This is a genomic window from Mucilaginibacter pocheonensis (genome assembly GCF_031456535.1).
Classification (GTDB): domain Bacteria; phylum Bacteroidota; class Bacteroidia; order Sphingobacteriales; family Sphingobacteriaceae; genus Mucilaginibacter; species Mucilaginibacter pocheonensis.
On the sequence record NZ_JAVDUU010000001.1, the window covers coordinates 547,178 to 572,405 of the forward strand.

The 25,228-nt window shown below is 41.9% G+C and carries 21 protein-coding genes; 12 read left to right on the forward strand and 9 right to left on the reverse strand.

The genetic code is table 11. The annotated features are described in order from the left end of the window. Positions 1-106: 106 nt before the first annotated feature. A complete protein-coding gene (locus J2W55_RS02350; protein ID WP_310091499.1) occupies positions 107-733 on the forward strand; it encodes an alpha-ketoglutarate-dependent dioxygenase AlkB family protein in 627 nt (208 codons plus the stop codon). Between the two features lie 104 nt (positions 734-837). On the opposite strand, the gene J2W55_RS02355 is transcribed toward J2W55_RS02350, so the two are convergent. Further along, positions 838-2,790: an acyltransferase family protein gene (locus tag J2W55_RS02355; protein ID WP_310091501.1), complete on the reverse strand. Its 1,953-nt coding sequence runs from the start codon at positions 2,788-2,790 to the stop codon at positions 838-840. 259 nt (positions 2,791-3,049) lie between these two features. Between J2W55_RS02355 and J2W55_RS02360 the strand changes: the two genes are divergently transcribed. Next, a complete protein-coding gene (locus tag J2W55_RS02360) occupies positions 3,050-5,026 on the forward strand; it encodes an amidohydrolase family protein (RefSeq protein WP_310091503.1) in 1,977 nt (658 codons plus the stop codon). Between the two features lie 156 nt (positions 5,027-5,182). Continuing rightward, positions 5,183-7,090 carry an amidophosphoribosyltransferase gene (locus tag J2W55_RS02365; RefSeq protein ID WP_310091505.1) on the forward strand — a complete coding sequence of 636 codons (1,908 nt, stop codon included), beginning with the start codon at positions 5,183-5,185 and terminating at the stop codon, positions 7,088-7,090. A 327-nt stretch (positions 7,091-7,417) separates the two neighbouring features. On the opposite strand, the gene J2W55_RS02370 is transcribed toward J2W55_RS02365, so the two are convergent. Next, complete coding sequence (locus J2W55_RS02370) at positions 7,418-8,074, reverse strand: LysE family translocator (protein ID WP_310091508.1); 657 nt, start codon at positions 8,072-8,074, stop codon at positions 7,418-7,420. A gap of 169 nt (positions 8,075-8,243) precedes the next feature. On the opposite strand from J2W55_RS02370, the gene J2W55_RS02375 reads away from it, so the two are divergent. From J2W55_RS02375 to arfB, 3 genes are all read left to right on the forward strand, one after another. After that, complete coding sequence (locus tag J2W55_RS02375) at positions 8,244-9,875, forward strand: MFS transporter (RefSeq protein WP_310091511.1); 1,632 nt, start codon at positions 8,244-8,246, stop codon at positions 9,873-9,875. Positions 9,876-9,978: 103 nt separating this feature from the next. Continuing rightward, positions 9,979-10,431, forward strand: coding sequence for a deoxycytidylate deaminase (locus J2W55_RS02380; protein ID WP_310091513.1), 453 nt, complete (start codon positions 9,979-9,981; stop codon positions 10,429-10,431). A gap of 72 nt (positions 10,432-10,503) precedes the next feature. Then, complete coding sequence (gene arfB, locus J2W55_RS02385) at positions 10,504-10,914, forward strand: alternative ribosome rescue aminoacyl-tRNA hydrolase ArfB (RefSeq protein ID WP_310091515.1); 411 nt, start codon at positions 10,504-10,506, stop codon at positions 10,912-10,914. Positions 10,915-10,957: 43 nt separating this feature from the next. Here arfB and J2W55_RS02390 read toward each other — a convergent pair whose 3' ends face one another. Both J2W55_RS02390 and lon read right to left on the reverse strand, forming a co-directional pair. Continuing rightward, complete coding sequence (locus J2W55_RS02390) at positions 10,958-11,914, reverse strand: lipid A deacylase LpxR family protein (RefSeq protein ID WP_310091517.1); 957 nt, start codon at positions 11,912-11,914, stop codon at positions 10,958-10,960. 99 nt (positions 11,915-12,013) lie between these two features. Then, complete coding sequence (gene lon / locus J2W55_RS02395) at positions 12,014-14,488, reverse strand: endopeptidase La (RefSeq protein WP_310091519.1); 2,475 nt, start codon at positions 14,486-14,488, stop codon at positions 12,014-12,016. Between the two features lie 370 nt (positions 14,489-14,858). Here lon and J2W55_RS02400 point away from each other — a divergent pair, with 370 nt between their 5' ends. Then, the gene (locus J2W55_RS02400) at positions 14,859-15,500 is read left to right on the forward strand and encodes a tetratricopeptide repeat protein (protein WP_310091522.1); all 642 of its coding nucleotides are present in this window, start codon (positions 14,859-14,861) and stop codon (positions 15,498-15,500) included. Positions 15,501-15,584: 84 nt separating this feature from the next. Here J2W55_RS02400 and J2W55_RS02405 read toward each other — a convergent pair whose 3' ends face one another. Together J2W55_RS02405 and gpmI are read right to left on the reverse strand one after the other, a co-directional pair. Then, positions 15,585-16,154, reverse strand: coding sequence for a hypothetical protein (locus J2W55_RS02405; protein WP_310091524.1), 570 nt, complete (start codon positions 16,152-16,154; stop codon positions 15,585-15,587). After that, positions 16,141-17,664 (reverse strand): 2,3-bisphosphoglycerate-independent phosphoglycerate mutase, encoded by a 1,524-nt coding sequence (gpmI, locus tag J2W55_RS02410; RefSeq protein WP_310091526.1) that lies wholly within the window; start codon positions 17,662-17,664, stop codon positions 16,141-16,143. Before gpmI ends, J2W55_RS02405 begins: the two co-directional genes overlap by 14 nt. A gap of 196 nt (positions 17,665-17,860) precedes the next feature. Between gpmI and J2W55_RS02415 the strand changes: the two genes are divergently transcribed. The 5 genes from J2W55_RS02415 (at position 17,861) to J2W55_RS02435 (ending at position 21,722) form a co-directional block, all read left to right on the forward strand. Further along, positions 17,861-18,253, forward strand: coding sequence for a DUF4783 domain-containing protein (locus tag J2W55_RS02415; protein WP_310091528.1), 393 nt, complete (start codon positions 17,861-17,863; stop codon positions 18,251-18,253). 135 nt (positions 18,254-18,388) lie between these two features. Beyond that, positions 18,389-19,231, forward strand: coding sequence for a carboxylating nicotinate-nucleotide diphosphorylase (gene nadC / locus J2W55_RS02420; protein ID WP_310091529.1), 843 nt, complete (start codon positions 18,389-18,391; stop codon positions 19,229-19,231). Between the two features lie 133 nt (positions 19,232-19,364). Beyond that, positions 19,365-20,012, forward strand: coding sequence for a glycerol-3-phosphate 1-O-acyltransferase PlsY (gene plsY, locus J2W55_RS02425; protein ID WP_310091531.1), 648 nt, complete (start codon positions 19,365-19,367; stop codon positions 20,010-20,012). A gap of 5 nt (positions 20,013-20,017) precedes the next feature. After that, positions 20,018-20,818 (forward strand): M48 family metallopeptidase, encoded by an 801-nt coding sequence (locus tag J2W55_RS02430; RefSeq protein WP_310091533.1) that lies wholly within the window; start codon positions 20,018-20,020, stop codon positions 20,816-20,818. 163 nt (positions 20,819-20,981) lie between these two features. After that, the gene (locus J2W55_RS02435) at positions 20,982-21,722 is read left to right on the forward strand and encodes a YqjF family protein (RefSeq protein WP_310091535.1); all 741 of its coding nucleotides are present in this window, start codon (positions 20,982-20,984) and stop codon (positions 21,720-21,722) included. Between the two features lie 140 nt (positions 21,723-21,862). Here the strand turns inward: J2W55_RS02435 and J2W55_RS02440 are convergent, their stop codons facing one another. The 3 genes from J2W55_RS02440 to J2W55_RS02450 all read right to left on the reverse strand — a co-directional run bounded on the left by J2W55_RS02440 (position 21,863) and on the right by J2W55_RS02450 (position 25,088). After that, on the reverse strand, positions 21,863-23,131 hold the full coding sequence (locus J2W55_RS02440) for an anthranilate synthase component I family protein (protein WP_310091538.1): 1,269 nt from the start codon (positions 23,129-23,131) through the stop codon (positions 21,863-21,865). 173 nt (positions 23,132-23,304) lie between these two features. Then, positions 23,305-24,582 (reverse strand): adenylosuccinate synthase, encoded by a 1,278-nt coding sequence (locus J2W55_RS02445; protein WP_310091540.1) that lies wholly within the window; start codon positions 24,580-24,582, stop codon positions 23,305-23,307. Positions 24,583-24,620: 38 nt separating this feature from the next. Then, positions 24,621-25,088, reverse strand: coding sequence for a Fur family transcriptional regulator (locus tag J2W55_RS02450; RefSeq protein WP_310091542.1), 468 nt, complete (start codon positions 25,086-25,088; stop codon positions 24,621-24,623). Positions 25,089-25,228: the final 140 nt, after the last annotated feature.

The following is a 25,228-nucleotide window of genomic DNA, read 5'->3' on the forward strand; positions in this document are numbered from 1 at the left end:
ACCAATTAATTAAATAAATGAGAGAGTCCGGCTATAAAGCCGGATTTTTTTGTTAAACCCGGAACCATAATTTTTGTCAAACCGATATAGCGTTTAATAGATAACAATGGATCTTTTCGCAGATAATCAGCTGAGCATTTTTAATGCCACCCGTCAAAACCTGCTGCCGTTTGATGGAGAGGTATTCTTATATCCTAATTTTTACCAGGAGGATGGCGTTTATGATCTGTTTGAAGAACTGAAACATACTATTCTGTGGAAACAGGATAAGATGAAAATTTACGGGCGATCGGTAAACTTTCCCCGGCTAACGTCATGGTATGCCGATAATGACCAGTCATATACCTATTCGGGTGTGGTGAACATTCCTTTGCCCTTTACTCCATTGTTGCTAAAAATAAAACAGGCAGCAGAGGCACAATGTGGTAAGCAATTTAACTCGGCCCTGCTTAATTTTTACCGTAACGGCGAGGATAGCATGGGTTGGCACAGTGATGATGAAAAGGAACTGAGCGGTAATCCGGTTATTGCATCAGCTTCCTTCGGTGCTACACGTACTTTTCAATTTAAGCATAAGGAGAAAAAAAATGCCATGATATCTATAGCGCTTAGTAATGGCAGCCTGCTAATTATGCAGGGGCAAACGCAGCATAACTGGATGCATCGGGTACCCAAAACCACCAAAGACCCAGGGCCCCGAATAAATATTACCTTTAGGGATATAAAATATTAACAGGTTATTTGATCTGTCAACTTTTATTCTTTCCCTCGCTCAACATCCTGGGATAAAGTACATCTGTACTGTGTATGTGAAGCGTACTATCATAGTTAATTTCGCTACTGAATAGTTTCTATTTCTTCAATTGCAGGAATGGTTTTCGATGCAGAAGCGGTTTTAATGATATGTCCTTTAAAATCAAAAAAGTCTCTGAAAATAGGATTTTGCTCCATTTTATCAATAGTAAGGTCGGCGCCGTATTTTGTAAAATGATTAGCATCAAATAAATAAGGTACATTGTTTTTTGAAAAACCGGGTATCGAAGATTTTTGATTGATAATACTTACATAATTATCCGGCAACCGTTTTTTCAAAACAGCATCAAATTTATAAGGGGCAGTTAGTAGATAAGTTTCAAGTTTAGTTAAATCGTATTGCATTTGTAATGCGATTACGCTGGGATAAGGCTTACTATAAAGCTCATTTTGCCCAATTATAATAGTTTTTATTCCGACCTTTTTTAAGAAGGATATGGTGTTTTCAAGGTGGGTAGCCAGTTGCGTCGGCTCTCCATAATAATTCGTCCAATTGCCGCTAAGAATTATTCCATCAATTTTGCCGGTATTTTTCTTTACGAAATTATTATAAACATAATGCACCATATCAAAACAACTGGTACCACCATTTTTTGTAATTATAGGTAAGCAGGAACTGGCAGATGCTTGAATTAAATGCGCGTGGTGTTTGCTAAGATATTCTTTGAACGACTGAGAAAAATGAGCTGCGTGGCTGTCTCCTAACAAAACAAAGTTTCTTCCGTTTGAATCTATGCTTAAACATTGTGTTGTGTCAAATTTTCCGTCCGGAGTAACTGATAAATTTAAAAAGCAGCCCCCTTGATCAAATTGTTTATCTCTTTCTGCAATGTGAGTTGTAGCATAACTGGAAAGTTCGAACACTTGGGATTTAAAAAGAAATTTATTAGATAATGTAAATCCTAAAGTACCGGTCATTAATGTCATTAATGTCATTGCAAAAATGATCCTTTTGTTATGGACATATCGAGCAGACTCTACATATTTAAAAGACAAATAAGCCAATAAAACAGATACACCCAATAATAGCACAATGAGGATAGCATTAAACTTTAAGCCATAATAACTTATAAAAACAAGTATCGGCCAGTGCCATAAGTATAGCGAATAGGAGATTTTACCTAAAAATTGCGACAAGTTATTTGACAGTATTTTAAAATCATTCTGGTTTGATACAATAACAATAAAAGTAGCAAATACAGGTATTATGGTGAATACACCTGGCCACGCCATTTCTTCGTTAAGAAAAACAATACAACCCAATAGTATCAGGTATCCTGTAAATGCCAAAATCGAACGAAATTTAAATTGCTTCAGCTTATCCTGAGTTAACAAAGCGACACCGCCAGCCATCATTTCCCAAGACCTGAACGGCAGATAAAAAAATAAAGTTTTAGGATTGTACTTTATGTATATCACAACTAATGTGATGAGCACGGTAATAATTATAAATATTAAGGTAAAGCTTGTTCTTTTTTTAACCACTTTATTTAAAAGCAGCAGAGCAAGCGGATAGATCATATAAAATTGCCATTCGACAGATAACGACCAGGTGTGTAACAGGATATTATTGTCTGCTCCCGCATCAAAATAGCCCGAATGTGCCCAGTAATACATATTTGAAAAAAAAAGCAAGCTGGATGCTGCATTTTTTTCGTTCAGCTGATAATCTTGTGGTAAATAAATAAAGAATCCTACAATGGTAATAATTAATATCATTACCATTAAAGCAGGTACAATTCTTTTTAATCGGCTACCGTAAAAATTAGATACTGAAAAGGAACCAGCATCAATCCCGTTTAAAATAATACGAGTCATAAGATATCCCGATATGACAAAGAATATATCCACACCTGAGAATCCACCCGCAAAGTAAGGTACCTTATAGTGATAAAGGACGACCCCAATTACAGCAACCGCTCTTAAAAAATTTATGTCATATCTGAATGATGGCTTTGAGGTAGAATTTGATGTCATGGTCAAGATGTGTGATAAGGTTAAAAGCCTAAAAATACTATAATTATATGAATATATATAACCGAAATACTGAAATTACAGGTGCAAAGCCCAAAAACACAAAGATCCCCGAATAAATATTACCTTTAGAAATATAAAATATTTAACAGGTTATTTATACTTTAACTTATTGAACTAAGTTAGTATGGCAACCTTGTTTGCATTTCCTCATTGTAACGCAGGGGGATAAAATATTGTTACATAATTATATCTATTCCTTATGAAAAAGCCTGTACTACTGATCATCCTTTTAGCATTATTTTTAAATGCGGTTGCACAAACAGAACTTCCAACGGATAGCGGCATTTTCTTTTTGCACAAATTTGAACAACAAATAGGCAAAGAGACCTACTATGTGCATAAATACAAAGACGCCATTCACTACTCAATTGATTTTAAGTTTGTGGACCGTGGTTCGCCTGTACCTTTAAAGGCCGAGTTAAAGGTAAACCCGGCGGGCGACCCGCTTGAGCTTACCATAAAAGGCAGCACTTCTCGGTTCTCTACCATTGATGATCAGATTACCATACGCGGCAATGAGGCAACTATCAGCGTAAATGATTCATCATACAAGCAAAAGGTATTGCCCTTAAGTTTCCCGGTAGCCGGATACTCGCCAGGTACAGTGCAGCAGGCCTTGCTGCAATACTGGATAAAACACAAGGAACCGGCAAACATTCACACTTTGCCATTTGGCGCTGTACAAATTAAAAGGGACGGAACTGACGAGCTAAATTTTGATGGTAAAGCAATACAATTTAACAGGTTTGCTATTAGCGGATTGGTGTGGGGGTATGAACTGGTGTGGACAGATAACAAAGGCAACCTTATATGCCTGATCACTAACGACGCGGAAGGAGATAAGCTGGAAATGATGCGTGCCCAGTATGAGTCTCTGCTGCCACAGCTTATCAGCAGGGCCGCCACTTATGGCATGCGCCTGTTTGCAAAGGTTGCCGGCGAAACCAATGCAACTGAAAAAACAATCGCGATTACCGGTGGCAGCCTCGTTGATGTAGCTACCGGCACAAGCATACCTGATGCGGTGGTATTGATCAGCAATGGGGTTATTACCAAAACCGGTAAAGCCGGAACTGTAGCCATCCCCGCCGGTGCAAAAGTGATCAGCGCAAAGGGTAAAACTATTTTACCGGGACTTTGGGATATGCACTCGCATTTTGAGCAGGCCGAATGGGGGCCGGCTTACCTGGCCGCCGGTGTTACCACCGTAAGGGATTGCGGTAACGAGTTTGGATATATCAATGCCATTAAAAACGCCATTGACAGCGGCAAAGGGGTAGGCCCCAATATACTAAAAGCCGGCATTATTGATGGTAAAGGCCCCAGGGCATTAGGGATTATACAGGCGGATACCAAAGAAGGAGCGATAAAAGCAGTCGACCGCTACAAAGAGAATGGTTTCGCGCAGATCAAGATCTACAGTTCGGCAAAGCCCGAAATAGTAAAGGTAATTTGTGACGAAGCACACCGTTTGGGCCTCACGGTAACAGGGCATATACCCGAAGGGATGACTTTGCAGCAAGGTGTTGATTCGGGTATGAATATGGTAAACCATATGCAGTACGTTTATGCCATCATGAAAAAAAATGCCGACCGTTCTGTTAACTTCGATGATTCTGTAAGTAAGGCAGCTATTAATTTTATTAAACAGCACAACGTAGTTATTGACCCAACCATAGGGGTTTATGAGCTGGCCTTTCGTAACGTAAAGGATGATATCACACAGCTGGAACCTGCATTTTATGAGTTGCCGCTCCCATTGCAGGCTTTGTTCAAGAATATGGGCGGCGAGCCCGACAAAGTGGCCAAAATGAAACCTATAATGACCGGTATGCTGCAGGCTGTAAAAAAGTTGTATGATGCAGGGATCCCCATTGTAGCCGGTACTGATATGGGTTTCCCCGGCTACAGTCTTGACCGCGAACTCGAGCTGTATGTGGAGGCAGGGCTTACACCTGCCCAGGCTTTAAAAACGGCTACCATTATGCCCGCTACTGTAATGAATGTTGATAAACAAACCGGATCAATTGAAGCCGGGAAGCAAGCCGACTTGATTATTGTAGATGGCGATCCGCTGAAAAATATCCGGGATATTCGTAAGGTTTCGGTTGTGATAAAAGCGGGAAGGATTTATGATCCGGTGAAATTACACCAGATGGTGGGATTTGCTAAATAGCAGGCGGCATCTGTGAGAGATTTTGTACTGTTTTAGCATAAATTCCTGTATAAAAATTTAACGTTAAGCTAACTTATCCACAAACTACCGTTTAATGACAATTGATGTAGGCTTAGTTCATTATAAAATGATACCTTTGCAGCCTCATTCCAAATCATGAGCGATCAGATTAAACATGAATGCGGTGTGGCATTTATCCGCCTCCTAAAGCCACTGTCTTATTATCAGAAAAAGTACGGAACTGCTCTGTACGGCCTGAACAAGCTTTATCTTTTAATGGAAAAACAACACAACCGGGGCCAGGATGGCGCAGGCGTTGCTACCATTAAACTTGATATTGAGCCCGGCAAGCGGTACATCAGCCGTCACCGGTCAATGGCCTCAAACGCGGTTGCCGATATTTTTGAATATATCCAGAAAAAATTTGCTGATATTCAGAAAGAAATGCCTGAAAAACTGGCCGATACCGAATGGCTTAAAGAGAATGTAAGCTTTACCGGCGAGGTTTTATTGGGGCACCTGCGTTATGGTACTCACGGTAAAAACAGTATTGAAAGCTGCCACCCGTTTTTAAGGCAAAACAACTGGATGACCCGTAACCTGGTTATAGCAGGTAACTTCAACATGACCAATGTTGATGAACTGTTACAACAACTTTATGACCTGGGTCAGCATCCAAAAGAGAAAGCCGATACCATTACAGTGCTCGAAAAAATGGGCCATTTTATTGATACCGAAAATCAGGGCCTGTTTGACCAGTACAAACGTGAAGGACTTGATGATAATGTGGAGATCAGTAAATTGATTGCCAATGATATGGATGTAGCCAAGATACTCCGTAAATCGGCTAAGAACTGGGATGGCGGTTATACCATTGCAGGTATTCTGGGCCATGGTGATGCCTTTGTAATGCGCGACCCGGTTGGGATAAGACCGGCGTTCTATTATTATAATGATGAGATAGTTGTTGCAGCCTCTGAGCGGCCCGCTATACAAACCGCTTTTAACATTCCTATTGAAGAAATTAAAGAGATACGCCCCGGCCATGCTTTAATTGTTAAAAAGAATGGGAAAATAACCGAAGACATGTTTAGCGAACCAAAGGAAAAGAAAGCCTGCTCGTTTGAGCGGATCTATTTTTCAAGAGGCAGCGATGCATCCATATACCGCGAACGTAAACAATTAGGCAGACTGCTTTGTCCGCAAATATTGAACTCGGTTGACCATGATATAAAAAACACCGTGTTCTCATACATTCCTAACACCGCCGAAGTTGCTTTTTACGGCATGGTTGAAGGAATACATAAATATGTTAAAAAATACCAGCGCGAAAAGCTGCTGAGCCTTGGCGATAAGATAAGTGAAGAAGAGTTGACAGAGGTGTTACAGCTTGCCCCCCGGGTTGAGAAAATAGCCATTAAGGATGTTAAACTGCGTACGTTCATTACCCAGGACGCTGATCGCAGCGAGATGGTGGCGCATGTATATGACACTACCTATGGCCTTATCAAAAAGGACACAGATACGCTGGTTGTGCTTGACGATTCAATTGTACGTGGCACTACGTTAAAACAAAGTATCCTGAAAATACTGGACAGGCTTGGTCCTAAAAAAGTAGTGGTAGTTTCTTCGGCTCCGCAGATCCGTTATCCTGATTGTTACGGGATTGACATGTCGCGCATGGGTGAGTTTGTTGCTTTTGAAGCAGCCATCAGCTTGTTAAAGGAAATGAAACGCGAAGATATTATCCTTGATGTTTACCAAAAATGTAAGGATAGCGCCAAACTTCCGAAAGAAGAAGTGCAGAACTATGTAAAAGAGATATACTCGTTGTTTACCGATCAGCAGATCTCTGACCGTATTGCACAGATCATTACTCCAAAAGAAATAAAATGCGAAGTTCAGGTGCTGTATCAAACATTGGATAACCTGCATATCGCATGCCCTGATCATACGGGCGATTGGTATTTCAGCGGTGATTATCCAACCCCGGGTGGTAACAAGGTGGTTAACCGTGCTTTTGTTAACTGGATGGAAGGTAAAAACCAAAGGGCATACATGTAAGATGAAGGCCCTAATCCCCGAAAAGGGATATAATATTCAAGGCGATGAATGCAGATTCATCGCCTTTTTTGTTGTCTTTTTGTTGTCTTTTTGTTGTCCCGAAAGTCCCCGATAAAACCATGTCATTGCGCGCAGCGTGGCAACCGCATGCTACACAGGGCGACTATGCCTATCGCAATGCGCTTAATAGCTGCTGGGGTTATTACGTTTTCGGTATTGCAAGATCATGTGTTTTATCGAAAGCCGATCTGTTGACGGAGAGAGGGCAGTCTAACAGGGCAGGAAAAGAAGGATCTTCCCGGTTCTGCTATGCGCCGAACTTTAATACTAATTAACCGCCGGAGCCGAGAATATAAAATGAGTAACCAGTTTGTCAACCAGTATCAGGGATGCTATAATAAGCGCTATACCGGCTACTTCATTAAGCCGGTGTACCAGCTTAACAGATATTTTATCGCGCAGTTTATTGGCATAAAAGGCTTTCAGGGTATCCATGCCAAACTGCACAATTAATACAGTGGCAAACATCACAGCAATTTTAAAAGATCGGTGAGCAACGCCTTCGTGAAACACGGTACTGGCGGTACCTATTACGGTTATCCAGTGAAAAAGGAGGGTAGGGTTAAAAATGCACATCAAAAAACCCTTTAAAAAATAACCCGCACGGTTAATGCCCGATGGTACCTTATTTTCATAATTAACCTCGCCTTTTTTAAAAAGGTAGCGTACGCCAACGCTAAATAATATAATACTCCCAACAACACCGGCTACGGTTTTAGCGTGGTTTGAAATATCAAAATACTGCGAACCAAACAAAATAGCACCTACAAACACCACATCGCTGCAAACCACCCCAAGAGCAAGTGCAACACCCGCATGAAAGCCTTTTTCAATACTGGTTTTAATAAGTGCAAAAAAGACCGGGCCAGTCAAAAATGTCAACACAAATCCTATCCCTATTCCCGAAATAATAGCTTCTATCATTAGTAAGGCTTATGTTCCAAACTTTGAACCATGCGAATATGCAATTTTATCTTTTAAACAACGAAACATAAAATTGTGATTTATTTAATTTAAAAAAGTATAGCAACTTTTACAAAAATTCAATTATGTTTAGCCATTCAAAATACATTCTGTATAACCAAATCAAATAATGGAACAAAACGATAAAAAAAATTATAGTTCGGCATTGTATACGCTGATTACTGTGTTTTTCTTCTGGGGCTTTTTAGCTGCATCAAACGGAATATTCATACCTTTTTGTAAAACTCACTTCAGTTTAACTCAATTTGAGTCGCAATTAATTGATTTTACCTTTTATGGCGGATATTTCATTGGTTCGTTGATACTTTATTTTGCTTCACAAGCCAGTAAAGTTGATATCATGAACAAACTGGGCTATAAGAACGGTATTATTTTAGGATTGGTTATATCAGCCGTAGGAGCTTTAGGCATGATACCTGCTGTTGCGAGTGGCGCATTTGGGTTTATACTTGCTGTTTTCTTTATTATAGCCATTGGTTTTTCCTTACAGCAAACAGCCGCAAATCCGTTTGTGGTTGCTTTGGGTCCGCCAGAGACCGGTTCAAACCGTTTAAATTTTGCCGGTAGTATCAATAATATAGGAGCCTTATTAGGCCCGATAGTGGTGAGTGTGGTACTTTTTGGCACCGCGAATGCCGAAGTAAAACCCGAGGTTAAAATATCGTCTATCAATAACCTTTATTATATGCTGGCCGCTTTGTTTATAGCTGTTGCCATATTCTTTTGGTTCTCTAATCTGCCAAAAGTTACCAGCGACGAAAAAATTGAATCAAGCAAAAAAGCAAATACACCTCTTTTTATAATTTTTGTTGCCTTTTTACTGATACTTGCAGCCGATCCTTTAAGCAACGCTATTGGTATGCCAAGCCAATATTTTGTGTATGCTTCTTTAGCGATAATACTATTTACCCTTGTGGGTACCATTTACGCGGCAAAAAACAGTACCGAAGGCTGGGGCGCTATGCATTATCCGCAATTAATTTTAGGTATGATAGCTATATTTACTTACGTGGGCACCGAGGTAACCATACAAAGTAATATGGGTTCATTATTGAAAACGCCCGAGTTTGGCTCATTTAATGAATCGGATATCGCTCCTTATATCTCCTTGTATTGGGGTAGTTTGATGATCGGCCGTTTTGCCGGTTCTATCGGTGCTTTCAATTTATCAAAATCCACTAAATACATTTTATATATTATTATTCCGTTTGTAGCATTTGGCCTGGTATTGATGGTAAATGCGATAACCGGCGTTAATGTGAGTAACCTGTATGTTTATGCTATTTGCGTTGCTGTACTTATTGTGGCATTCTTTATTGGCCAGCAAAAACCGACACGTACGTTATCTGTATTAGGCTTACTGGGTGTTGCCTTTATGCTTATTGGTTTATTCACTACTCACAGGGTAGCTACATTTGCTTTCATTAGCGGTGGTTTATGCTGTTCTATCATGTGGCCGTCTATATTTTCGCTGGCCATTACCGGCCTGGGTAAATATACCAGCCAGGGTTCGGCATTTTTGATCATGATGATCCTGGGCGGATCAATCATACCTCCATTGCAGGGTAAAATTGCCGATGGCAGTAATAACCTGATAAAAGGCATGAGCGGCATTCACTTCTCGTATATTGTACCTGTTTTAGGGTTTGCTTACCTGGCATACTTTGCCTGGAAAGTAAGCCGCGAACTCCGCAGCCAGGGTATTGACCTTGATCATGTGGAAGTAAAAGGCGGACATTAATATTTAGCTCATTAATTCAATGGTTCATTGGTTCAATGGTTCATTGGTTGGTAACATTATGCCAATACTAATGAACCATTGAACTATTGAACCAGTAAACTAAATGAAACCAAGTTTCGATCATATTTTTATGAACCTGGCCACTGACCTGGCCAAGCGCTCACACTGCGTTAAGGCCCAGGTAGGCGCTGTTTTAACCCGCGATACCCGAATTATTTCCATAGGTTATAACGGTCCGCCAGCCGGTACACATAACTGCGACGAGGAATGGCCGGCAACCGGCTGTCCCCGCGATTCAAAAGGCAGCTGTTCCCTCGCCTTACACGCCGAAGAGAACGCCATATTGTATGCGGTGAAGAACGGTGCTAAATTGGATGGGGCAACGCTGTATACAACTTTATCGCCTTGTTTGCCTTGCGCCCGCCTCATATTTTCGGCTGGTATTAAACGTGTTTATTTTGATAAATCATACGCCGAGTATAAAGGCCTGGCAAGTGATGAGGGGGTTGATTTTTTAAACCGCTTTGGGGTACACGCCCAAAAGTTTATAGGATAGATCAAGCGCCGTAACGAGGCGGAACTGCTTATTGCAGGTGATCATTGGCCAAAAAAGCTATTTTTGCCAAATATGAACCTTACTAAATCAGATCTTCAAAAGGAGATTACCTATAAAACTTCGCGCAGCGGTGGCAAGGGCGGGCAAAATGTAAATAAAGTTTCGAGCAAAGTAGAGCTTTTGTTTAATATTGAGGGTTCGGAATTATTTACTGCCGAAGAAAAGTTACAGCTGGCCGATAAGCTGCAAAACCGCTTAAATAAAGACGGTTTGGTACAGGTGATCTGTGATGAAGAGCGCAGCCAATACCTGAACAAAGAAAAAGCCATTGAAAGGCTCATATCACTATTAAACCGCGCACTACATAAACCTAAGCTGCGTAAACCTACAAAAGTAAGTAAAGCGGTTAAAGCCGCCCGGCTTGACAGCAAAAAGAAACACTCCGCCAAAAAAGCTGACCGCAGAGCGGGAACGGATGATTAAACCGGCAGATTTTAAGCGTACAGAGGCATAAAAAATATACCTGTTATTTAAATCGGTATGCGCCCGTTATACTGCCCCATTGGTGTGATCTTAACATGCCTTCCACCTCGCGGGTGTGAAATATGGCTGCAACATCAAACAGAAAACGGCTGGTGGTAAATGCCACACCTACCTGCTGACTAAATATTAAGGGCTTTTTATCCAGGGTTACTTCTAAACTACCGGCATCGTGGCTTTTATTGAACAGACTGCCCTGTATCGTAGCATCATATAATACACCGTTTATTTGCGGTTTATAATAAAAAAATATCTCGTGCTTATGCAGCAAACCGGTTTGGTCTGCAGCGGATACCGTACTTTGGGTACTCACCGAATTGAATAGCTGGTTAAAATTTCCCAGGCGCACCAACGGCCCCAGGCCTGCCCCGGTAAATCCGTTGCCCAGATTAGCGTATGATGCTAAGCTTACATCAACCCATGAAGCCCTGGCGAGCAATTTATTGTATTCGGCCCCGAGGTTAAGCTGTACGTTGTTTTTAACCTGGTATTGCCAGCCGTTTAAATGATAAAAACCAAATGTGTTATGGATAAGCTTTTGCATTGGCTCACCGCCTGCAGCCGGGCCTACAATGCCTAATTGGGCGCTGAGTTTAATATTACTTTCGTTTTTGAACAGTAAGTTAAGGGTTGAGCCCAGATACGAATAAGCAGCGAATGGTCTGTCGATATAGGTGGCATCTGGTACATAGCCCGATTGTGGGTTAAACATCTTTTGTCCTATTTCAAAGCCCAGCACTTTGTTTTGAAGGGAATTGCTATTACCCGTTTTTAAAGCCTTACGGTAATAAAAAAAGATGCCGTTGGTATAATACCTGTCTGAGCCCTGGCCCAGGAATGAATCATTGTCGGACTGTATGGCAAATTCGTGGCCGCGTGTTTGTGCAAATAAGCTGATGGTACCAAACAGGCAGATAAGAGTTAGGAATAGTTTATTCGACATTAGGTTGTTTAATATATAAACGCCTAATATAGAAAATTGGACTGATTTATAAAGCCATAAAAAAAGAGGGGTTAAAACAATTTTTAACCCCCTCTTTTTTTAATTTGCAATTGCTTTTTCGTCCTCTTTAACGGTAAGATCGAGCGGATTGCTCACTTTCTCATCTAAAAGGGCGATGTTAATAACATCGCGCATATCGGTTACATAGTGGAACTTGAGGTCCCTGATATAATCTTCTTTAATTTCAAGAATATCCTTATGGTTTGATTTACATAAAATAACCTCTTTAATATTGGCGCGTTTGGCAGCCAATATTTTTTCCTTGATGCCGCCTACGGCAAGCACACGGCCGCGCAGGGTTATCTCGCCGGTCATGGCCATGTTTGGTTTTACCTTGCGTTGTGTAAAGGCCGATACTAAAGCGGTGAGCATGGTAATACCAGCTGATGGGCCGTCTTTTGGTGTTGCGCCAGCCGGAACGTGCACATGCACATCCCACAGATCAAATAATTTTGGATTGATATTAAAATCAGCCGCGTGCGCGCGCAGGTAAGCCAGCGCAATGGTTACCGACTCTTTCATTACGTCACCAAGGCTGCCGGTCAGCGTTAGCCTGCCTTTACCCGGGCTTAAGCTGGCTTCAATAAAAAGAATGTCGCCGCCAACTGATGTCCAGGCTAAACCGGTAACAACGCCGGCAACATCATTGCCTTCGTAAAGATCCTTGTCAAAAATAGGGGCGCCCAATATTTTTTCAATATCCTTTTTGTTTACCGTGGCATTATATTCCTCTTCCATGGCAATGCTTTTGGCCACGCCACGAACTACTGATCCTATCTTTTTTTCAAGTGAACGTACGCCCGATTCGCGGGTATAGTCAACTATCAGTTTTTCAAGCACATCAGATTTAAGGCCTACGTCTTTTAATTTGAGACCGTGTGCCTCGCGCTGTTTGGGCAGCAGGTGCTGTTTGGCTATCTCAATTTTTTCTTCAATGGTGTAACCGTTCACTTCAATGATCTCCATCCTGTCAAGCAGGGCGGGTTGTATGTTGCTCAGTGAGTTGGCGGTTGCTATGAACATAACGTTAGACAGGTCGAAATCCATCTCCACATAATGATCGTAAAAAGTGCTGTTCTGTTCAGGATCAAGCACTTCCAGCAAAGCCGATGACGGATCGCCCCTGAAATCGTTGCCTACCTTATCAATCTCATCCAATATAAATACCGGGTTGGCAGCACCGGCCTTTTTAATGGATTGTATGATACGGCCCGGCATAGCGCCAATATAAGTTTTACGGTGACCCCTTATTTCGGCCTCATCGCGGATACCGCCCAGGGCCATGCGTACATATTTGCGCCCCAATGCTTTAGCAATTGATTTTCCCAATGAGGTTTTACCAACCCCCGGAGGGCCCACCAGGCAAAGTATAGGGGCTTTCATGTCGTGCTTTAGTTTAAGCACAGCCAGGTATTCAATAATGCGCTGTTTTACTTTTTCTAACCCGAAATGGTCCTTGTCAAGCACTTTTTGAGCGCGCTTAAGGTCAAAGTTGTCTTTGGTAAATTCATTCCAGGGCAGGTCAAGCAGCAGTTCAAGGTAATTGATCTGTACCGAATAGTCGGCCGCTGCCGGATTGGTGCGCGTTAATTTTTCAAGCTCTTTGGCAAAATGATCCTTAACCTCTTTTGCCCACTTCTTTTTAATGCCGCGCTGGCGCAGGCTGTCTATTTCCAGATCAGGCGAGTTGCCGCCTAATTCTTCCTGTATGGTTTTTAGCTGCTGATTTAAAAAATAGTCCCTTTGCTGTTTATCCAGGTCAACACGTACTTTGGTTTGTATCTGGTTTTTAAGCTCCAGCATTTGCAGGTCAAGCGTCAAGTGCTCCAATACCAGGTTGGCTCTTTCGCGCAGGTTAGCCACTTCCAGCAAGCGCTGTTTGGCCACCATATCAGCGTTCATATTTGATGATATGAAATTGATAAGGAATGAAGTGCTTTCAATATTGCGGATAGCTATGCCGGCCTCGCTCGGTATATTGGGCGATAACTGTATAATATTCATGGCCATGTCCTTAATAGACGATACCATGGCCTTAAATTCCTTATCTTCCTTTGCTTTTATTTCTTTAAAAGGTTCAACAGTAGCCTTTATGTAAGGTTCGCTTTGTACCTGCTCTTTTAAAAAGAAGCGTTTTTTTCCCTGGATGATAACCGTAGTGTTGCCATCGGGCATTTGCAGCATTTTTATGATGAGGGCTATGGTACCAACTTTGTTCAGCTGGTCAAAATTAGGGTCTTCAATCCCCACATCCTGTTGCGAAACTACCCCAATCATACGATTGCCCTTATTGGCATCGCGTATCAGTTTAATTGATTTATCTCTGCCAACAGTTATTGGTATTACCACACCAGGAAACAGAACCGTATTACGCAGTGGGAGTATAGATAATACCTCCGGCACCTCTTCATTGTTCATTTCTTCCTCGTCTTCAGTTGACATCAGAGGAAAAAACTCCGAGTCTTCATTTATAACCGGTAAAGCATTTTTGAAATCAAATGGATCAAAAGTCATTAATTATGTTTTATATATAGAAAAAAACCGTCATGTTGTCAGCCCGTATTAGTTACAGGCTTGTTAATTATAGGTAAAGTTATGGCTATTACCTTTGGCCTATTATGTTTCAAGACCTGTGCCAAGATATGCTAATAATTATTAACAAGCAATTTGGCAGTGTAATAGTTTGATTGCATGGCTATTGCAAATTACTGGTTTGTTTATCAATTAAATAAGAATTTATTGGTAAATATGAAAAAAAGTCATACTATAGCCGCCTGGTTTTTTTAACAGGGTAATATTTTTTTTGATAAAAGCACTTTTGGCATAATAATTTGATATAATGTTAGTTAATATTATACCGCTTTTGTTTCATCACTAATCGCAAATGAAGTTATCGGTCATCGTTTCCTTTTTGATTATGTCTTCGCTTGAATCAGCATCGGCACAGAGTGCTTATGTAAAAATGGGCCAGCAGGCCCTGATGGATGGCGATTTCAGATCGGCTGTGTCACATCTCGAAAGGGCATGTATTACCGATTCAACCAACGCCAACGCATTGTGGATGCTGGGGTATTCATATTATCATAGCGATAATTATAAAAAATCAATAGTGGCTTATACCCGGGTTATTGCCATTAAGCCTGCCGATGCCAGTGCTTACTATTATAGAGCGAGGGCCAAAACTTACCTGGGGAGGGACAATCAGACCGCGCCGGCCGATAAGGAACTTTACCTGTTAGGAGCAATTGTTGACCTTACCAAGGCTATATCTATAAACGGCGACCCTAATGATAACAGGTATTATCAAAACCGGGGAATAGCTTACCGCGATTACGGTATGTTTAAATTGCAGAACAATTCGCATTTTTACGACAGAACGCGGGGCATAAACTCGCTGAAAGCCTCTGTAGCCGATCTGGAAAAAGTACTGAACAACAACCCCGGCCGCATGGATATCGCAAACCTGATAGATCAGTCAAAAGCAAAATTATCACAGGCTACAGCAAATACGGTAGCCCGCCACTGATAGTAAAAATTTTACTCGGTAATCAATATCTCAAATTCGAATTTCAGGCTGCTTTTCAGGAATTAAATAGCGTTTGCAGATCCACTATTTCTTCGTTGACAAAACACCCTTAATGATATAATTGTTGCGCCCCATAAGCTTTACCTTTTGCCATTTTTCTATCAGGTAAACCGAATCAGGGTAATAGCTTAGTTTTTCGCGGGTTTCATACAGCAGGTTTTTGGTATGGTTATAAATAAGCACCCATTTTACCTGTTCCTTATCTTTTTTTATGACTATGCGGGTGGTGCGCAGCTCGGGGTACCTGGCCTGGTATACTATTAAACTATCGGTAGTTTGAACTTTATAACTGTTTTTCCAGGCGGGCCTGTTAATATCTGATTGTATAAAGAGATTTAGTTCCTGGCCCCAGTTGGCAATATGCACAGTTTTATTTTCTGTTACGCCGTTATGGGTAACCGTTTTATTAACCGCTACATCCAGCTTTCGCAGCCTTGCGGTATCGGCCTTGAAATAGCCGCTTATATCAAAATATTTTAATACGCCGCCGCTTTGCTTAATATCCGGCTTGCAGCTCTGCAAGCCGGATAGCAGCATTGCGCCGCCAAAAACGGCAGCTATTATGGTTGTTGGCTTTAATTTACACCAATACATTACCAGTCATTTCCGGGGGAATGGCTACGCCCAGTATGTTTAATATGGTTGGCGCCACGTCGCCCAGTTTGCCGTCCTTTACGTATTTAACGTCTTTATCAATAATGATGCAGGGCACCAGGTTGGTGGTATGCGCTGTATTGGGCGTGCCGTCTTCATTGATCATATAGTCGGCATTACCATGGTCGGCAATGATAATAAATGAGTAACCATTTGCCAAACCGGCTTCAACCACCGCTTTGGTACAGGCATCGGCAGTTTCTGCAGCTTTAACAACCGCGCTGAAAACCCCGGTATGGCCCACCATGTCGGTATTGGCAAAGTTAAGGCAAATAAAGTCGGGCCAGCCGCTTTCCAGTTCAGGAATAATGGCATCGCGTATTCCTGCCGCGCTCATTTCGGGCTGCAGATCATAGGTAGCCACTTTTGGCGATGGCACCAGCAGGCGCTTTTCGTTATCAAATTCTTTTTCCCTGCCGCCCGAAAAGAAAAAGGTTACATGCGGGTATTTTTCGGTTTCGGCAATCCTTATTTGTGTTTTACTGGCATTCTGCAATATCTCGCCCAGGGTTTTGGTCAGGTCCTCTTTGTTAAACACTACCTGCACGTTTTTAAACGTTTCATCATAAGGTGTCATGGTGATGTAACGGATATCAAGCGGGTGGATGTTATACTCGGGGATTGATTTTTGTGTAAGGGCGATGCTAATCTCGCGGCCCCTGTCAGTACGGAAGTTAAAACAGATCACCACGTCGCCATCTTTAATAACAGCCAGCGGCTTTCCATCCGCGTCAACCTTAACCACAGGTTTTATAAACTCGTCGGTTACGCCTTCATCATATGATCTTTTAATGGCACCGGTAATATCTTGTGTGGCTTCGCCCAGGCCGTTAACCATCAGGTCATAAGCCAGTTTAACCCTTTCCCAGCGGTTATCGCGGTCCATGGCGTAATAACGGCCAATAGCCGACGCTATCTTTATTTCTGATCCTTCAATATATTCTTCCAGTTCGGTAACAAAGCCCAGGCCCGATTTAGGGTCGGTATCGCGGCCATCTAAAAAGGCGTGGATATATACATTTTTTACATTCAGCTGCGTGGCGGCATCGCACAAGCCTTTAACATGCCTGATGTGGGAGTGCACGCCACCGTCAGACACGAGGCCGATAAAGTGCACGTCACGGTTGTTTTGTTTGGCGTATTCAAAGGCATCCTTAAGTACCGGAATAGTTGGCAGTTCATTATCATCAACAGCTTTATGAATGCGGCCCAGCTCCTGGTAAACCACGCGGCCCGCGCCCAGGTTCATGTGCCCAACTTCTGAATTGCCCATTTGCCCGGCAGGTAAGCCCACCGCGGTTCCTGATGCCTCTAACTTTGAGTTAGGATACTGCGTTAACAAGCTATCAAAAAAAGGTGTATCGGCTGCAAGTATGGCGTTCGATTGATCGTTACGGCCGTAACCCCAGCCATCAAGAATAATTAATGCGAGTTTCTTTTTATTTTCCACATCGCAAATATAAAGGCAATCCGTACTTTATGTGATTATTTTTTTAATTTCGGTTTGCGGGTTTATGATAATCAGCTATTTTTAATAATAATTGATTATAAAAACAGTTATAGGTATATTAAATCATTAATAAACCTGCTGATTGTCTTTATAGTAAAATGTAACCCATGTACTTGCGTATTATATACATTATTATATGAAGCTGATTTACCTGCCATCATTCATTATTTTACTCATATTGCCAGTCATTTCTGCCGATCCGATCGATGATGTGGCTAATCTGATAAAGCAGGGCAACGCCAAGGAATTAGCCAAATCATTTGCCTCCAATATTGAGATAGCCATAATGGATAATGAGAATATTTACTCACAGGCCCAGGCTACTATCATACTAAATAACTTTTTTGCGAAGAACAAGCCCAAAAGCATTAAGTTGTTACATAAGGTAAATTCAAGCGCCAATTACCGCCTGGGCGTATTTATTTTAACTACCGATACCGGGTTGTACCGGGTTGCGTTTACCCTGAAAGGTACGCAGAACAAAATGACCATTATTGAGTTGCGCATTGAAAACGAAAAAGTGAAGTAGGTGTGCAAATTTCAAATGCGCACAGATTACGATGTTGCTAACGGGCTGGTATAACCGGCATATCTAAAATCTGTACATCTAAAACTTACCCATCCAAAAAATGTTGTTACTTTTGGGGCTTAAAGCGTAACACACTTGGATAAAGAATTAGTACACCATTTTATAATTGAGGCTTTAAAGGAAGATGTTGGTGATGGCGATCATACTTCGTTATCAACCATTCCTGCTAATACCACCGGTAAGGCAAAGCTTTTAGTAAAGGACGAAGGCATATTGGCCGGTATTGAACTGGCAGCCGAAATTTTTAACATTGTTGATGCGGGGCTTAAACTTAATGTGTTTTTAGAAGATGGCACAGCTGTAAAGCCCGGAGACATAGCTTTTGAAGTTGAAGGCAACGCTCAAAGTATTTTAATAGCCGAGCGCCTTGTGTTGAATTGTATGCAGCGTATGTCTGGAATTGCTACAACAACCCGCCATATAGTTGATCTGTTAGATGGTACCAACACCAAAGTTTTAGATACCCGTAAAACAACACCCGGATTACGTTATCTTGAAAAATGGGCCGTGCGGATAGGCGGAGGGGTTAACCACCGTTTTGGTTTATATGACATGATACTGATCAAGGATAATCATGTTGATTATGCAGGCGGCATAGCATATGCCATTGAGCGCGCCAACCAGTATCTTATTGACAATAATAAAAAACTGGCTATTGAAATTGAAGTGCGCAACCTGGAAGAGCTTGATCAGGTTTTACAGACAGGCCATGTAAACCGTATATTGCTTGATAACTTTAGTTTTGCCGATCTGCGGCAGGCGGTTGATATTATACAGGGCCGTTTTATTACAGAAGCATCGGGAGGCATAACTATTAATAATATACGCGAATATGCTGATTGCGGGGTTGATTACATATCAGTAGGGGCCTTAACACATTCAATAAAAAGTTTGGACCTGAGTCTTAAAGCCGTCTGATACCGCGATCTGAACCATTTAACTCAGGATTTTGAATCAGTATTTTAAGATTTTGCTGTTAGTATTTAACGCTTAGCGTTTAAATTATGATTAAAAACTTAGTACCATATCAATTTTGTAATATTGCAGGGAAATGATAACCGTTTATTCAGTTTCAGCACTCATACTGGCTTATCTCTGCGGGTCAATCCCTACTGCCGTTTGGATAGGACTGGCTTTTTACGATATTGATGTAAGGGAATATGGCAGCGGTAATGCCGGGGCAACCAATACCTTCAGGGTGTTGGGTAAAAAGGCCGGTATCCCCGTAATGCTGCTTGATATTTTAAAAGGGTGGACAGCCACCAACCTCGCTTATTTTATAGGGGTATCAACTACCGGCCCCTCAAATTCAATTGCTTATACCAATTATGCCCTTGCCTTAGGTGTGGCGGCGGTAATGGGTCACCTGTTTCCTATTTTTGCCGGTTTTAGGGGTGGTAAAGGCGTTGCCACTTTGTTTGGAATGATTTTGGCTATTCATTTGCATGCCGCTTTATTATGTGTTGTGGTATTTGTTGTGGTGCTTTTAGCTACAAAGTATGTATCGCTTAGTTCAATTGCAGCTGCCTTTACTTATCCTATTGGGGTTTCATTTATATTCCCCACGTCAATTAGGTCAGTTGTTATTTATGGCATGTGCATATGCCTGCTCATACTTGTAACACACCAAAAAAATATCGAACGCTTATTAAAAGGCAAAGAGTCAAAAGTTAATTTTTTTAAGAAAAAAACTACCTGATAACTATGAAAAAATTAAGACCTGCCATTGCACTTATGTTTATTTGTGCATTGTTTTCCTGTTCAACAGTTCCGCTAACCGGTCGTAAGCAATTAAGCCTGGTTGGCGATGCCGAAGTAAACCAATCAGCCGCGGCAAGCTACAAACAACTATTATCTGATCCTAAAACAAAGGTGATAAGCAGCGGTACCGATGCCCAGCGTGTTAAGCGGATAGGCAATAACCTGGCCGTTGCTATTGAGCGCTACTTGAAAGACAACGGTTACGGCGACCAGTACAATTTTCAATGGGAATTTAACCTGATACAAAGCAATGAGGTTAACGCGTGGTGTATGCCAGGCGGTAAAGTAGCAGTATACAGCGGTTTGTTGCCGGTGGCCAATACTGACGCTTACCTTGCGGTTGTTATGGGCCACGAAATTGGGCACGCTATTGCAAGGCACTCGGCCGAGCGTATATCAAAACAAATGGTGGTAGAGGGTGTAGGCACCGGGGTAGGAGTAGCCACCAATAATCAATCATCTGGCACGCAAACTGTAATAAATCAGCTTTATGGGGTTGGCGGACAGTTATTGTTGTTGAAATACTCACGCGACCAGGAGTCAGAGGCCGACCGTTTGGGACTTACCTTTATGGCCATGGCCGGTTATGATCCGCATACCGCGGTTGCCTTTTGGCAACGCATGTCGGCCCAGAATAAAGGCGGTACCCCGCCTGAGTTTTTAAGCACTCACCCTGCCGATGCTACCCGTATACAAGATATTCAGAACAGGATACCTGAGGCAATGAAATACTATAAAAAGTAGTGAGCAATAATTTGGTGAGTTTTGAACGATAAGTAGTGTTTTTTTGCATCGGATTATGTTAAAATTTGATCGATAAAGCTTTATTTACTGTTTATTACTCACTATTTATCACTCATAATTACATTTTTCCGGTTCATCGTTCCTATTTTACTACCCTCCCAAAATGGCTAAAAGGCAATTTTTAAAAGCACAGTGGAAAAACCTGGTAATGCTCAATTATGAGGTTGATCCGCATGTGCTGGATGCTTATTTGCCGCCCGGCACGGTGCTTGATCTGTGGCAGGGCAAAGCACTGGTAAGCATGGTAGGGTTTGTATTTGCCGATACCAAAGTGTTGGGTATTAAATGGTTGGGACATGTAAATTTTGAGGAGGTAAACCTGCGCTTTTATGTAAGGCATTTTAACGGCACCGAATGGAAACGCGGAGCCGTGTTTATAAGCGAAATTGTACCCAAAAACCTGATAGCGCTCATTGCCAATAAGTTGTATAAAGAGCACTACCGGGCATTGCCTATGCGCAGCTCAGTTACCCTGACAGAAGACAACCATACCCGCTTTTTATACGAGTGGAAGTTTAACAACAGATGGAATAAACTTGGTGCTACAGCAAGCAATCAATTACTGGATATTAAAGCCGGCAGCGCCGAAGAGTTTATTCTTGAACATTACTGGGGTTATAACAAACTAACCAGCATAAGTACCATGGAGTACCAGGTTGAGCATGTTTCGTGGCAAACCGGCGCGGTTAAAGATTATATTTTTGATGCCGATGTTGCCGGGCTATATGGTGAAGCCTTTGAGCCGTATTTGAAAAACGAACCGGTTTCGGCATTCTTTGCCGTAGGGTCGGATATTAAGGTAAGGATGGGCAATAAAATTGTAATTGATGCAAAAGCGAGTTGACATTTAACTATGGGCAGTGTGTTCATATGAACACACATGAACGCTCGTGAACATTAACTTTGTGCTGATAATCAATAGTTTACATATTTATCCCTACTGACAAAATACTGTCACCACCATTAATTTATTAAAAATACCGCTTATTTTAACCCGCCTAAAACCTCCAGTACAGCCTGCGCTTTAAGCAGGCACTCTTCGTACTCTTTTTGGGCATCGGCATGATAGGTAATAGCGCTGCCTGCATGGAACGACAGGTATTGCCTGTCTGAATTGTATAGGAGGGTACGGATTACTACATTAAAATCAAAGTCATTGTCTTCGCTTAAATAGCCTATCGCGCCCGAGTAAACACCACGTTTGCTGCGCTCGTACTGCTCCATCAGCATCATTGAGCTAATCTTTGGCGCTCCGGTCATGCTTCCCATCGGAAAAGTGTTTTTGATGGCCTGTATGGCAGATAACCCTTCCTGTAATTCGCATATCACGGTTGATATCATTTGGTGAACATACTTAAAGCTATGGATGCCGAAAAGCTCCGTGGTTTCAACAGTACCCTGTTTGGCCGAGCGGGTAAGGTCATTGCGTACCAGGTCAACTATCATTACGTTTTCCTGCAGCTCCTTGGGGTGGTTGCGCAATTGCTGCTTTATCAGTTCGTCGGTTTGCGTGTCGGCGTCCCTTTTGGCCGTGCCTTTTATGGGTTGCGATATTAGTTTACTGCCCCGTTTGGCCAGGAAGCGTTCGGGAGATGCCCCCAGTATATAATTGTCCTTCCATTTAAAAAATGTACTGAATGGATTGGGCGAAACTGTGTTAAGCTGTGTAAATATAGCCAGCGGATTGATCCGGGCATTTTCGGCAAAAAACTCCTGGCAAAAGTTGGTTACATATATATCGCCCCGGTTAATATGCTCTTGTATTCCCTGTACCGCTTTAATATACTCCTGCCTGCTAAAACGCGCCTTTAAACCGATGGCAGGTAATGGGCCGGCAGCAGTTAATTGCTGTTGATCAATCAGGTCAAAAACATGTTTTGAATTGTCCGAAACAACCTGCACCTGGTCCCCTGTAATAATGATCAGGTGCTGTGGGGCAAAGAAATACAGATCAGGAAATAACAATCCATCCGGATTGGCAGATGTAAGCTGCTCTGTTTCATTTTTGAGGTCATAACCCAAAAAACCAGTTATCCAGCCAGGGTTGCGCTCACGAAAAGCCTCCAGTTGCTCAAAGGCATCACCTGCATAGGCAATTACCTCATCCGCTACTCCAATTGCTATTAAAGTATCAAATTTGCCGTACTGGTCGGTAAAGTTATTGGAATCAAGGTAGCAAACCGCATCAAATGACGAGGCCCATTGCAGGGCTTTTTGTTTAAAAACGGGCAGATCATTAACCGGTATAATCACTATGCAAAAATAAATCAACTAAAGTAAAAAGGCCGCATTAAGCGGCCTTTTTAATAATATTATGGTTGCCCATGAAAATTGATGCTTGTGAGGACACAAGCATCAGGGTTATGAATTATTTACCCGTTGCCTGTGTCCTCACAGGCAACCTGCTTTCGGACACAGGTAATAAATTAATGCAATACCAGCGTTTGTTTCCTGTCTGGCCCTACCGAAAGGTACTTTACAGGAACACCAAGCTCGGCCTCTAAATAATCTATGTACGACTGTAATTTAGCCGGGATCTGAGAGAGTTCGGTAATGCCGGTCAGGTCCTCTTTCCAGCCGTCAATTTCTTTCAAAATTGGATCAGGGCTTACCGAGCAAATGTCATAAGGCATGTAATCAATTTTTTCGCCTAAGTAGTTGTAATGGGTACAGGCGTATATTTTATCAAAGCCGCTTAGTACATCGGCCTTGGTCATTACCAGTTGGGTAACGCCATTAAGCATTATAGCGTATTTTAAAGCCGGCAGATCGATCCATCCGGTGCGGCGCGGCCTTCCGGTGGTTGCGCCAAACTCGTGGCCTGTACGGCGTAGTTCCTCGCCTGTTTCGTCCTCCAGTTCGGTTGGGAAAGGGCCACCACCAACACGGGTACAGTATGCCTTAAAAATACCTATCACATCGCCAATTTGCTGAGGGGCTATACCCAAACCAGTGCAGGCACCGGCAGCAGTAGTGTTTGATGAGGTAACAAAAGGATATGACCCGAAATCAATATCGAGCATGGCGCCCTGGGCACCTTCGGCCAATACCTTTTTGCCTTGTTTAATGTAATTATTAACCAGATGTTCAGAGTCAACAAGCGGAAACTGGCGCAATACTTCTAACGCCTCAAAAAACGCGGTTTCACGCTCAGAAAAATCGGCAACTTCACCATATAATGCCTGTAGCATGGATACATGCTTATCAACCAGTTTCTGGTAACGCTCCTTAAAATCGGGAAGCGTAATATCACCAATGCGAAGGCCGTTCCTGCCGGTTTTATCCATATAGGTTGGCCCTATGCCTTTTAAGGTCGATCCTATTTTGCTATCGCCCATTTTTTTCTCGTTGGCGGCATCAAGCAATTGGTGGGTAGGTAGTATAAGGTGCGCTTTTTTAGCTATCAGCAAATTCTTTTTAGCCAAAAGGTCATGCCCTGCATCCTTTAACTTATCCAATTCTTTTTTAAGGGTAATTGGGTCAATTACTACACCATTACCAATAAGGTTCATGGTATTGTTAAAAAATATACCTGAAGGAATTGTATTTAAAACGAATTTTTTACCGTCAAATTCTAAAGTATGCCCTGCATTAGGGCCGCCCTGAAAACGTGCAATAAGGTCATAGCCTGCGCTAAGCACGTCAACAATTTTTCCTTTTCCTTCATCGCCCCATTGGAGGCCTAATAATACGTCAACAGCCATTTATATAAATTCAGAGTATAATATTAAGGGAGGCAAAGTTAAATTTTTCTGTCACAATTACCCTCTCTTAATTTTACGCAGTTGCCGTAAAGGTTTAAAGAGTGGTGTTTGATCTCGAATTTTAAAATATCGCCCATCATGCTTTGTATCTGCTGTATGCGCGGGTCGCAAAACTCAACTACTTTTCCGCAGTCAATGCAAATAATATGATCATGTTGTTTATAGCCGTATGATTTTTCAAACTGGGCCATATTTTTACCAAACTGGTGTTTGGTCACCAGATCGCATGATACCAAAAGTTCAAGTGTGTTATAAACCGTGGCCCTGCTTACACGGTATTTTTTGTTTTTCATGTGGATATATAATGACTCCACATCAAAGTGATCAGTACGCGAGTAAATCTCTTCGAGTATGGCAAAACGCTCGGGCGTTTTGCGCAGGTTCTTGTTTTCAAGATAAGCCTCGAAAATTTTTTTTACCAGCGCTATAGTATCCTGTTGAGGCATAATAGTTTATTAAGGGAACAAAGTTATTAATTATTTACAAGTAATGAATATAAACAAGAAACGAGCGACAAGAAACAAGAGTTAATAGCCAAAAAATGTTTTTATGCTGATTATTGATGTCTTGTTTCCGGGCTCTTAAA